This is a genomic window from Paenibacillus sp. N119s, from assembly GCF_059447605.1.
The window spans coordinates 1-11972 of the sequence record NZ_JCAJRU010000160.1 but is presented as its reverse complement, the minus strand read 5'-3'; the positions used below and the strand labels follow the sequence as shown (position 1 = coordinate 11972).

Genomic DNA, 11972 nt, shown 5'->3' with positions numbered 1-11972 from the left:
AACAACATCCCCCCGTACACGGAAAGTACCCCGCACGAAGTTGATATCGTTCCGCTGATATTGAATATCGACCAAGCGGGACAAGATCTGATTGCGGGGTTTCTCCATGCCGACTCTAAGCGAGAGCAGCAAGCTTGAATATTCTTTCGGGGAACCCAAACCATAAATGCAAGAGACACTCGCTACAATAATCACGTCACGACGCTCAAACAGAGAGCTTGTGGCCGAGTGGCGAAGTTTGTCAATCTCCTCATTGATGCTGGAATCCTTCTCAATATACGTATCGGAGGAAGGGATGTACGCCTCCGGTTGGTAGTAATCATAGTAGCTGACAAAATAATCGACCGAGTTGTTTGGAAAGAATTCTTTAAACTCGCTTGCCAGTTGAGCAGCCAAAGTCTTGTTATGCGCAATAACCAGCGTAGGCCGATTCAGCTTGGCAATGGTCTGAGCGATGGTAAAGGTCTTACCTGTTCCCGTAGCACCTAATAGAGTTTGATGCTTCTTTCCTTCTGCAATTCCCTCTACCAATTCAAAAATGGCCTGAGGCTGATCGCCCTGAGGTTGGAATTCCGACTGAATTTCAAAAGTCTTATCGCTAACAACGATATCACTCATTGCCCTGCATCACCCTTATCGTCTAAAATGAAAACATCATGTTTTTACACCAATCGAGCTTTAACGTCTTTGCCTGTAATTCTATGTCGATATTTCCCGAGCAATGATACTTGGGAAATATGGTTGAATAAGAATGTTTGTTCCCGTATTATACCTCTTTCTAACCGTGGATGCAAACGATAAGTCTTGAATAGGAGTGAATTAAATTTTGGATATCACCATCGTATTGGGCATCATCGCCGGAATCATAGCATTAATCGGTGGCTTCTTATGGGAAGGCGGCCAATTTACAGGGCTGCTTCAAGGGACATCAGCTCTGATCGTATTTGGCGGAACCTTCGCCGCCGTTGTGATCAGCTACCCTGCCTCCAAGCTAAAGACTATACCTACCGCTCTGCGGATGGCTTTTAGTCGTGAGGATAATCCTACGGAGCAATATATAGAAGATTTGGTTTCTATGGCTGCCACTTCCCGCCGATCGGGTGTGCTTGCGTTAGAACGCATATCATCGGAGCATCCGAATGCATTTTTGCGTGAAGGTCTTCAACTAGTCATTGACGGCACCGAACAGGAGCAGATCAAGCAAATTTTAGAACTGGAATTAGATGCGGTTGGGCACAAACATGAGGGATACGCCAAAATATTTGAATCGGCAGGCGGCTATGCTCCTACAATGGGGATTATCGGTACGGTCATGGGTCTGATCCATGTACTGGGCAGCCTGACCGAGCCTACTGCGCTCGGCCCTTCGATTGCTGTGGCTTTTATCGCAACACTTTACGGCGTTGCTAGCGCCAATCTGATCTTTTTGCCCATCGCGTCCAAAATAAGAGCAGCCAGTGAAAGCGAAATAATTACGATGGATTTGCTGCTGCAAGGTATTCTAGCTATTCAAAACGGAGAAAATCCTAAGCTTGTACGTAAAAAACTGGAGTTCTTTATCCGCTCGGAGCAAAATATAGATCGTAAACTGCCTCGTCGCTCACCTACAGAGAGCGCTTCTCCAAAGGAGGACTTCCATGAGAACGCGCGCTAAGCGCCGTGGGCGTCAAGGAGGCGGTGGAGACCAACGGGACCGGTGGATGATCACCTATGCCGATCTGATCACCCTGCTGCTCATTTTTTTCGTCGTGATGTATGCCATGAGCAGTCTGGATGCTAAGAAATACGACGTCGTTGTTCAATCCCTCCAGGATACGTTCCACAAGGGAGATTCTATACTGGAGCAAGGCTCGGGCATTACGGGAACTGCTGATCGTTATACCAGCAAGAATCCACCTGCGACCAAGCAACCGGCCTCTACTAAAAAAGAAGCAGGATCAACCAAGCTCACCGAGCGTGAACAAGCCTTTCGCAAGCAGGAACAAGAGCTGCAAAACCTGATGGGTGTCATCCAGGAATATATTACAGACAACAAGCTGCAAAACCAGATTTTCGTATCTGACCAACCGCGTGGGATTGTCATTACGCTGAATGACCGCTTTCTATTTGACCAAGGCAGAGCGGCACTCAAGCAGGGTTCGGCGAACACGCTATCCAAATTAGCCAGTCTGTTTCGAGATTTGAAAACACCGATTAGCATTGAGGGCCATACGGACAACATTCCATTCACACGTTCCTCTAACTCATCGACCTACAAGGACAACTGGGAGCTTTCCGGCGCTCGGGCACTGTCTGTACTCCGATTCTTTATCGACCGAGAGCAGCTATCCCCCTCTGGATTCCAGTATGCGGGTTATGCAGATACCCGGCCGGTTGGTGACAATAGCACCGAAGCAGGACGACAAAAAAACCGCCGTGTCGAAATCACTGTGCTGCGTCAGCTACAGCAGTAAAACCCAAAAACCTCCCGAATCACGCAATAACGTGATAGGGAGGTTTTTTTGAAACGTATCATCATGTTACGTGGCTTCCGCTCTGATGTAGACGCAGAACAATAAACTGTACGAACAATGTGGATAAGGGCGGCGTACAAGATGCAATAGAGATGATTTTGTTTATGCTATATCTCACTATGTATTAGAAGCCAAGGGGAGGTTAGATTTTATCTTGTCATGGTGCTTGATGCTAATAAGATAGGACGAGCTCGTGTTGCTTCTCTTGAATCTGTGAACTTTGGGATACGCTCTGTTGTCTACGATAGCTATATTTCCAATCGCTGTACTTATTAAGGAGCCGATCCAACTCCATAGACTTGGTCAGCACCCGTCGATCCTTCAATCCCACCTCTTTCGCCAAATCATTTAATTCTTTTCGCTTTTCTTCGATGCACTCCTCCAATTCTTGCCATTTCACATCAATAAACCTCCTGTTCGGTGTGGTATTTACATTAGTTTACAAGCTGATACCTTCCCCATAGGTTAATAATATAATAAAACCCATTTCATCCCTTTAACGGAATGCATTAAAAAAGCCAATCCAAATGAATTGGCTTAGAGAGAGAAGTACTAACTCTGCTTTAAAATTATATATAATTAACCCATACCATGATTAAACACTATAATCATATCCGAAGCTTCTACGTAAAAAGGGAATGTACTAAAAATTAGAATACCTAAGGCTAACACCATCAAATAACCTTTTTTCATAGATATTCACCTCCATTATTACATTTTCATACCTTCTCTTTTGTTCATTAGTAGCAAACTCTCTGTAAACTTCAAACAACGCGACACATTGTTTAAAGTCACTATCATTCCGACTAATTAATGAAAGAGCAAGACAATCCAGAACATAATTTGTTCCTTTCTCAAACCTACTATTTTTATACTCATAAATTGCACGTTGGTATAAAAAACAACAATAATAATTTCTATTCTTTACATCATCGAGAAACTTGAATTGGTCAATTTCTGCTGAAAAACTTTCAAGCACATAATCTACCGAGAAATTATATTTGTTCGCGGATTCCAAAATAGTTAAAAGACCAGATAATTTTTCTTCCGGATATTGATTTAGAAAAGTAATATATTCTACTAAAACATCTCTTTTTCCTAGAAGCATATCAAGTGTATAAGAGTTTGCCTTTGCCCAGAGACTGAACATCTTTACATATTGCTCGCCTTCTGAATCTAGTCCTTTGAACCAGCTTAGATCTTCGTAGTATTTAATATATGATTGCGCTTCCTCAAATTTCTCCATTTTTTGGAGAGCAGTAGATTTAGATAAATATCCGTAGCCATAATAAAAGACAAGATTTTTCTCCGTTTTTAATTCGTCTTTAACACGTCTTTTAGTGTTATTATTTTCATGTCGATTTAAATAAACAGTTTTGGCGAGAGTATACAACTCATCCCCATATTTCTCAACGCTGTCCCATTTATGTAGATAAAAATATATATTGATAATTTTTAAAAGCCCATCTAGCTGATAACTCTCGGGTAGGCGATTACGATAAGGAATAAATCTCAGAACAGACTCCAAATTTTTTTCCAAATCTTGCCCAACAGAAGCAACAAACAATTTATAATGACTGATCGCCAAACGTTCTGAGTGCTGATACTTTTCATTTTCAATTACACACTCATAGAAAGGAATTGCCTCCTGTAGCTTTCCTCCATCATATAACTCCTCTGCCAAAGCAAAGATTGTTGGAATATGGTTAAGATCCTCCATTAATCGGGATAGTACTTTCTCCACACACCTCAGGTTTCCTACTTCTACACAGCGTATAAGGAACGGCTTAACTCTTTTCCAATGAGGTCTTCCATCATAAAAACATTCATCAACATATAGGTCATATAGCCAGCCCTCCGGATAATTAAGCGCTTTAGTAATCAAGTCCATTTGTCGTACGGAGATAGGTTTAGGTGGATTTCCGTTAAGCATAGCACTAAAAATGCCCCGGTTAAGTCCCGTAGCTTGTCCAAAACTATTAAAAGTGTATCCACCAAGTTTTAATTCTTTCTCAATTTCCGAACGAATCGTGGTTGTATTTTCCAATAAAAACACCCCCGGCGTATTCAGATGATTTTAAAAAATCACCCTCCTCGACAATCAATTACAATATACTAGAAATTATATGAATATTTTGGATAATGGTCAACCCCTTTTCTACACTATTTTATAATATTATGGAATTTTATGTTATTAATTAAAATAATCCTCACAAGGACTAAAAATTAATTAAATTACGGCAATTTAATTACCTTCACGCTTAATCCACCTTTTGTCTACACTCATACTATAGGAGCGTGGATGTCTATGGAAACAACGAACTACTAGGAACGAAAATCCGCCAATTTCGAAAATTACATGGTATTACACAAAGACAGTCCATTCTTCGTCAGTTAACTCGTATCTTCGTCTCATGTACCTTATTTCACTAAATTTCTATGTGTTGTACAAGTTTGCGTACAGATCCTTATTGATAACAAAGTAGGTTGAGTTTTTTTATGAGCGTGAGAATTTTGAAATTCACAAGCTAATATTAATCAGTAAAGCTGACCCCAGAAAGGATCAGCTTTACTCTAATCACCACTCTGCAAGTAAAAGTACTTTTTTACTTGTGAGTCTTTAGCGTTCGGCCCTTAAAGAGAACGTAGGACAGCTCATGTTTGATAATTTTCTTATTCTCTATTGTTCTCACATAATCTATGTCATATTCGCGAGTTACAATTTCATCCTTATCTATACTGGGTCTTTTACGATTTCTATTTTCCCCGGCCGTGCTATCGTCAGAAAAAATAAAAGTGGTATTTAAATCTTCAATGCCCTCACTAATCCTTTTCCCAGTCATATTCTTAGCTGTAATGTCCAGATGTATTTTTTCCCCCATGACCAATTTGTACGATAACAACTGAAATGCACTTTCATTATCCACTTGTTCTCTAAAATGATCCAAATCTTCTACATTCTCCATCATAGGCGTCCTCATTAATTCTTTCCCGGAGAGGGAATACAGTTTATTTTGCTGGTCCCATTCCTGGTGTATGTCTAAGTGCTTAGTAAGTACACCTAAAGGGACAAACATCGCATTTTTATAAAGTACAGGGACGGTATCCATCACGGACGTGCTCGAGTCGGTAACAATCTCAGTGGAGTTCATTTTAAACTCAACTTTGTGTGTTCCGAACTTAATTGTGGCCGTATTAGAAGTTGGGTTAAACATAGTCTGCCCCCCCAACAAATCATTAATGGATCTCAAAGGCACCATATAACGATTATTGTGATCAATATAAGGGGTTTTAGGAGCTGTGAACAAGACATAGTAATTGTTAATCTTCAAAAATGGTGAACTTGGAGCTATACTCTGAGCTGACATTTTTCCTGTATAGGGTAGAGAAAAACAAAGTAACAATGCACCTATAAGCATAATTCTGAACAAAATCTTTCCCATAAAAAAAATCCTCCTTAAAAGAGAGGGGCTAGCAGCCCCTCACGGAATTCAATCTAAAAATATATTATCTGTTTCCTCTCCTCCGTGTACGTAATCCACTACAACTTTACTCCGTGGCATAGAACAATAATCATAGGTTTGACTGTTTCGCCAAGGGATATTATCTTCTGAATTTGTACCAATATAGGATGTAGACCAACGAACTCTTCTGATGTAAGAACCATCATTATAGTCTTGTCGATCTTGTATCTGGCCTATACTTGTCGTTCTTTTGATAAGGTTACCATTACCAGTCGCAGTCCAACCTGGGGCCGACTCAACATAGGTTCTAGTTATCTTTTCACCGTCTGCATAACCTGTTAAAGTCAAGGCAATATTACCGTCAGAAGGAACATAAAATTTCATTCGTACTTCCTGATCAGGATCAAAGCGTGGCTTAAAAGTATAAGGGTTCTTTTCACCTTCAATGAGCATGAAAGGAGCCCAGTCATTATATTTTGTACTATGCTGTAAACCAACATCAACCGCCATATTGGCGTTACTCCAACCACCCATATAGATAAATCCAGTACTTCCATTATAACCACTATTATTATCACGAATCTCTCTAGCAGTTGGTAAATGAACTACTGTACTAGCCCATGCAAACCCTATATGTGACCATACCGAACGATAAGGCCCGTTTCTATGATCTCGACATTCAGGGAAGCTTGCGGAGTTAGTGCTAAAATCCATTGGTGTTACGGAGTGATTTCCCATACACGCCGGTTTAGGCTGTAATACGGGTAAAGTATATAAATCCCCCGTCGAATCTTTATACCTATTACTTTTATACGTAGTGTCAGTAACGGAAGTGAGAGACATATTATCTTTGTACGTAATGTCAGTTATGGATGTAAGGGATGAATCCGAGTTCTTATACGTAACCAGACTCACAGGTTCCAGGGGGATGACTTCCTGTCTTAAACTTTCCTTGTTAACCAGCACTTTGCCCGTTTCGTCTATGTATGTAACGTTTCCTCTGTCATCGGGGTCCAGCGAGTTGATGATGTCGCTCAAAATAGCATTATCTGAACTAGTCATCGACGGATTGATTAACTGTTCATTTTGGAGTGAAACTGCACCTGCTGAACAAGTTAGCGATAACGAAAGCATGCCTACAACAACACACGTACATAAACTCTTGACCTTCAAAATCCATTCATCTCCCTTAAATTTTTTGTCTTTACAATTTCATAAAAAAACACTATGTTCCTTTTTTTAGAATTTTTCACGCAAATCTATTATGCGAAAAGATATATATTAAATCAAGATTTTATTATATTTACCACTACTCCTACAAAATTGAATAATTGAGAGTCAGTGTAGCGATAACAGTCAATAAAAAGGGTAATAATGATTTTTTTCTTCCTTTTTAGAATTATATTTTTACTACGTAACTCTCTATATACATTCTGCTCAGGGTCTGTACGCAAACTGTACAACACATAGAAATTCAGTAAAACAAGACCTATATGACGTAAATACGAGTTAACTTACGAAGAAATGGACTCTTCTTTGCCCCCAACTGGAAAAAATAAGGTGTACGCCCGCTTATAGGCTGGCGTCACATGCTGAATACCGTACTCTAGGTCGCTCGAACCGGAGCGCCATGGCGAGATTTACCGGACTATTATGTGCCCAATGGCTTTTCGTCTACAGCTTTTTCTGGCGCTAGCAAATATTAGAGATAAATTTTTGAAACATGTTGCCATAGAGCCTGATTGGGATCAAATCATGATTGATTTCACCATTGTCCGCGTCCACCAACATGGAGCGGGCGCAAAAGGGAGCAAGACAAGCAAGTCATAGGACGCTCCCGCAGGGTTAACGACCCAAATTCATGCTGTCGTGGACGCTTAGGCTTTTTATTCCAAGCAAACGCAATTGACGGGTGAAACGCTCTTAGGATCCAGAAACCTATAAAGAGCGACACTTGATTGAATGTTTTTCAACAAAGTGAAGAACTATCTACGTCTGGCCACACGCTATGAAAAAACAGCGAACATGTTTAAGGCTTTTTTGACTTTGCGCACGGTTAATAAGTAAAAAAGTACCTAATCTTTTTTGTGGTTTAAGGAATCATCTGGTTTACATTATGCTGTACTTCTTCAAGTAATTTTTCATATTCCTCCCGTTGTACGTTCGTAGAATGATCTTTATACTTTTCAAATAATAATGTAATAGACTTGATATAGTAGGCTTTATCATTCAGTTGAGAAGATGCTTTGAAGCTTTTCAACATAGCATCCATGGCTTTCAAATAAGCTCCATTATTGAAATAATAGCGACTAAGTTCAAGAAAAAAACGAGAATAGGTGATCAGATTATAATTCGTATGATAATAAGAAATATTGGTATTTAATTCTTTGAATTTATCAATTTTATCAGCAAAGAGAATTAAGATTTCATCTATTGGATAATTGTAGGCATTAGCTGACTCAACAATAGTCAATAACCCGTGTAATATCTCTTGTGGATTATTTCTAAGAAGCTCAACATAGGCTGGTAAACTTTCCATTTCCCCCATTAGAATTTCCAGACTTAACTTGTTTGCTTTCGCCCACATTTTAAACTTTTCTGCCTCTATCCTCCCTATATCGTCCAGCCCTTCAAAACCAGTTAAATCTGCGTAATAAGGAATAAAATCCAGGGCCTTTTGATATAACCCTTGTTTCTCGTAGGCATTTCCTTTCAATAAAAAGGATTGACCATAATACACGATTAGACGCCTTTCTGTGTTTAGTGGCTTAACTTCACGCCTCTTCAATTTTTCTCTGACCTGCTGTTGATAGATATTCGTAGCTAATACTCTTAGTTCTTCAGCATACTGTATAACCGTCTCACAATCATCAAGTTGAAAATAGGCATTAGCCAATTTTAATAATGCATCTAATTGGTAATTATCGGGAAGGTTTCTTCGAAACGGAGCAAACTTTATAGCTGCTTGACGATTATTATCCAAGTCAGTATTCAGAGAGTTACAAAACAATCTGTATTGACTAATAGCCAGCCGCTCAGCGTGGTAATATCTTTCGTTTTCAATCACACACTCGTAAAAAGGGACAGCTTCGTTTTCCTTCCCACCTTCGTGCAATTCTTCTGCAAACTCAAATACTGTCGACACATAGGATAAATCCTCCGTTAGTCTCGACAATACCCTTTGAATACACTCCTTCCTCCCCAACTCCACACAACGCAATAAAAAAGGTTTAATCCGTTTCCAGTGCCCTTTCCCCTCGTGAAAGCATTCATCTATGTACAGCTCATACAGCCAGCCTTCTGGATATCCTAATGCCTTAGTAATCAAGTCCATCTGCCGAACGGAGATCGGCTTGGGTGGGTTACTGTTCAGCATAGTGCTAAATGTACCACGATTAATACCGGATATTTTACTAAAGCTACTAAATGTATATCCTCTTTGCTTTAGTTCGGTCTCTATCGTCGAGCGGATCGTAGGTGCATGTTCCATTTCAATCCCCCTCAATATAGTTGCAGATATATCGTAAGTCATACTTAACATGTGATTTCGGTCGTAAGAACTTCATTTCATTACAAAATAATTAAAATAGTGAAATATATGGTCTATAAAGTCATTTTATTTTATGATGCCTTAGAAGGAAGCCTTTTTTTTACGAATTCCGTGATAATTGAAAAGCTGAATGAGGTACATCTGGAAAACGATTAAAAGCAAACTTCAAGTTTTTTTAGTTGAATGTCACAAATGCATATCTTTTTCAGTTATATAGGCAGAAGGGAGGGACGTTAATGGAAAAACTAAATACAGATACTCAAAACACAGCTATCAATCTTGTCATAGAGCAGGTCCAAGCAGGCGACAAACAAGCATACACACATATCATACGGCGCTATCAACAACAGATCTTTTTATACTGCTACTACTTACTTAAAAATCGGGAAGAAGCGGAAGATGCTGCTCAAGAAATATTCATTAGAGGGCTAGAACATATACATCATTTTGTACCTACTGTCTCTTTTTCAGCTTGGCTTTATAAAATCGCTCAAAACCACTGTACTGACTTATTAAAGAGAAAGGCTAGAACATTCAAATCCTTCATTCAGTACAAACTGAACCTAAAGCAACAGCCAATATACGAATATACAAATTTAATCCACGAGTTACTGGATCAGCTAACATTAAAAGATCGTCAGATTTTATTATTACGTTCGCTTGAGGATTACAACTACGAAGAGATTGCTACAATAATGGGGCTAAAATCGTCCACGATCCGAAAAAGATATGAGCGACTCCGTAAAAAGCTAATCAACTACAATGAAAAGGGAGGAAAACAAATTGAGCACTCATTTAAACCCGGAAGATAAAGAAATTGAGCACTTACAAAAGCTTATTCGGAACACCCCTTTCCAAGTAGATTTAATTGATAGAACTATGGAACGCTATAATATAACGAAAACAAGACACTATAAACGCTCTAACTCCCGTTCGAAAAGGGTTCGCAATACCTTTCTCGGAACCTCCGCTGCACTTGTAGTAGCGTTTGCACTTGTCGTTAGTACTGGATTTATTTCACCAACAATGGCTTCGTCCTTAAAACAAATCCCAGGTATAGATTCTATATTCCAGCTTGCTGGTGATCTTGGTTTACAAACAGCAGACGAAAAAGGGCTAGTATCAAAGCCAAATCTTAGTGATACTCACGATGGCCTGACTCTCAGCGTACCAGAGGTCATGTTTGATGGAACACGTGTATCCATTGCCTTAGAACGACAAACCACTGACAAAAGATTTACAAAAGAAACAGTATCATCACTGATCAACGATATAATACTTACTATTAATGGAGAAGAAATAAACTCTTATGCACCTGCTAACACAAGCAACTCCATTGATCCTTATACGATTCCTGGGAAAAATTCCAACTCAACAATTATACAGTTTTCAGATTTACGTAACCAAGGCGGTAAATCCTTCCCAGACAAGTTTGATTTAACTATTTCCATGCCTGTCTCTGGTATTAAGCAGCCTTTCAAAATAGAAATACCAGTGGAAAAAAACACAAAAAATAACCTGACTTTTACGCCATCTCTTAAGCGAAAGTACCAAAACATCAACTATACTCTGGAAAAGGTTGAGCTCACACCGATTACAACCAGCATTACAACTCGTATAAAGCTACCTGACAATTTAAAGATCTCTTCGTCACTTCCTTTTTTGAGTTATGAAATTTACGATGACAAAGGAAAGCAACTAAATTTTATTAGCAACAACGGTTGGAGTGCTACGGATGGAAACGTTCTGATAAGTGATTCACGTTTTGAACCTTTCACCTCTCTCCCCAAAGCAATTACTATAAAGGTCTATAAAAATATCCTAAAAAAGGATGATAAGAGTAAATTTGTACTAGACAAAGATGGAAATCCGAAAATAGAGTATTTCCCTGATCTGGAGATTACTTACCCGATTAATCCATGATAATAAATAAGTGAAGGAAGTGGAGCGTGTTTCACCTCCTTCACTGCATATAAGTACTATCTATCTTTTAACTATAAATGTATAAACGCCTAACTTGTCACCATTAGATTTATATGCCGCCACTTGGGCTGTACCATATCCAATAACTGTAGCTTTATTACCAGTGAGCTTAATAACGTTACTTCCATACAAAAGCATCCAGTTTGAACCTTCCATGTAGTAGTCACTTCCCATACTAAGAGGTACTTCTGTGTCTTGTAGTTTTATAGGTGCCTTTTCTCCGTTAGCAGGCACAAATGTTACTTTCACTGTGGCTGGAGCTCCAACAGATATTGTTGAACTTACTGGTGAAGCCGAGGCTACTCCCCCTAAAGATAAAGCTAACGCGGAAATTGATAGTGCTAAGATCGCTCTTTTCATTTGTCATTTCTCCTCTTTAAGTATTTTTACTGATTAGACATTAGACTTCCAAGCAATTGTAGACAATAGACATCACCAAAATATTAGTTATTTCATTTTTTT

The 11972-nt window shown here is 39.2% G+C and carries 11 protein-coding genes and 1 pseudogene; 5 read left to right on the top strand and 7 right to left on the bottom strand.

What is annotated here, in order from left to right; genetic code table 11:
- Positions 1 to 618 (bottom strand): DEAD/DEAH box helicase family protein (locus tag AC5V8P_RS17430; RefSeq protein ID WP_495473743.1); only part of this gene is annotated, 618 nt, incomplete at its 3' end.
- Between the two features lie 208 nt (positions 619 to 826).
- On the opposite strand from AC5V8P_RS17430, the gene AC5V8P_RS17425 reads away from it, so the two are divergent.
- Positions 827 to 1654, top strand: a complete 828-nt coding sequence (locus tag AC5V8P_RS17425; RefSeq protein ID WP_063212676.1) for a flagellar motor protein — start codon at positions 827 to 829, stop codon at positions 1652 to 1654.
- On the top strand, positions 1638 to 2453 hold the full coding sequence (locus AC5V8P_RS17420; protein ID WP_064797868.1) for a flagellar motor protein MotB: 816 nt from the start codon (positions 1638 to 1640) through the stop codon (positions 2451 to 2453). Before AC5V8P_RS17425 ends, AC5V8P_RS17420 begins: the two co-directional genes overlap by 17 nt.
- A 232-nt stretch (positions 2454 to 2685) precedes the next feature.
- On the opposite strand, the gene AC5V8P_RS17415 is transcribed toward AC5V8P_RS17420, so the two are convergent.
- From AC5V8P_RS17415 to AC5V8P_RS17400, 4 genes are all read right to left on the bottom strand, one after another.
- Positions 2686 to 2913: an aspartyl-phosphate phosphatase Spo0E family protein gene (locus AC5V8P_RS17415; protein WP_063212674.1), complete on the bottom strand. Its 228-nt coding sequence runs from the start codon at positions 2911 to 2913 to the stop codon at positions 2686 to 2688.
- Positions 2914 to 3156: 243 nt separating this feature from the next.
- Positions 3157 to 4560: a hypothetical protein gene (locus AC5V8P_RS17410; protein ID WP_064797888.1), complete on the bottom strand. Its 1404-nt coding sequence runs from the start codon at positions 4558 to 4560 to the stop codon at positions 3157 to 3159.
- A 559-nt stretch (positions 4561 to 5119) separates the two neighbouring features.
- On the bottom strand, positions 5120 to 5956 hold the full coding sequence (locus AC5V8P_RS17405; protein WP_064797867.1) for a copper amine oxidase N-terminal domain-containing protein: 837 nt from the start codon (positions 5954 to 5956) through the stop codon (positions 5120 to 5122).
- 48 nt (positions 5957 to 6004) lie between these two features.
- A complete protein-coding gene (locus tag AC5V8P_RS17400) occupies positions 6005 to 7150 on the bottom strand; it encodes a YrpD family protein (protein WP_064797866.1) in 1146 nt (381 codons plus the stop codon).
- Between the two features lie 585 nt (positions 7151 to 7735).
- Between AC5V8P_RS17400 and AC5V8P_RS17395 the strand changes: the two are divergent.
- Positions 7736 to 7855, top strand: a pseudogene (locus AC5V8P_RS17395) (IS5/IS1182 family transposase); the annotation flags it as partial.
- 214 nt (positions 7856 to 8069) lie between these two features.
- Here the strand turns inward: AC5V8P_RS17395 and AC5V8P_RS17390 are convergent.
- Positions 8070 to 9467 carry a helix-turn-helix domain-containing protein gene (locus tag AC5V8P_RS17390; protein ID WP_064797865.1) on the bottom strand — a complete coding sequence of 466 codons (1398 nt, stop codon included), beginning with the start codon at positions 9465 to 9467 and terminating at the stop codon, positions 8070 to 8072.
- A 296-nt stretch (positions 9468 to 9763) separates the two neighbouring features.
- Between AC5V8P_RS17390 and AC5V8P_RS17385 the strand changes: the two genes are divergently transcribed.
- Entirely contained in the window at positions 9764 to 10339 is a 576-nt protein-coding gene (locus AC5V8P_RS17385; RefSeq protein WP_064797864.1) for an RNA polymerase sigma factor, read from the top strand.
- On the top strand, positions 10311 to 11450 hold the full coding sequence (locus AC5V8P_RS17380) for a DUF4179 domain-containing protein (RefSeq protein ID WP_064797863.1): 1140 nt from the start codon (positions 10311 to 10313) through the stop codon (positions 11448 to 11450). The genes AC5V8P_RS17385 and AC5V8P_RS17380 overlap by 29 nt, the downstream gene beginning before the upstream one ends.
- Positions 11451 to 11510: 60 nt before the next feature.
- On the opposite strand, the gene AC5V8P_RS17375 is transcribed toward AC5V8P_RS17380, so the two are convergent.
- Positions 11511 to 11870: a BLB8/JUQZ-1 family protein gene (locus AC5V8P_RS17375; protein ID WP_064797862.1), complete on the bottom strand. Its 360-nt coding sequence runs from the start codon at positions 11868 to 11870 to the stop codon at positions 11511 to 11513.
- Positions 11871 to 11972 lie beyond the last annotated feature (102 nt).

Bases quoted from the DNA above. Each gene is read 5' to 3' on its own strand.
- AC5V8P_RS17420 (WP_064797868.1), top strand. From the start codon at position 1,638: ATGAGAACGCGCGCTAAGCGCCGTGGGCGTCAAGGAGGCGGTGGAGAC.
- AC5V8P_RS17405 (WP_064797867.1), bottom strand. From the start codon at position 5,956: ATGGGAAAGATTTTGTTCAGAATTATGCTTATAGGTGCATTGTTACTT.
- AC5V8P_RS17390 (WP_064797865.1), bottom strand. From the start codon at position 9,467: ATGGAACATGCACCTACGATCCGCTCGACGATAGAGACCGAACTAAAG.
- AC5V8P_RS17385 (WP_064797864.1), top strand. From the start codon at position 9,764: ATGGAAAAACTAAATACAGATACTCAAAACACAGCTATCAATCTTGTC.
- AC5V8P_RS17375 (WP_064797862.1), bottom strand. From the start codon at position 11,870: ATGAAAAGAGCGATCTTAGCACTATCAATTTCCGCGTTAGCTTTATCT.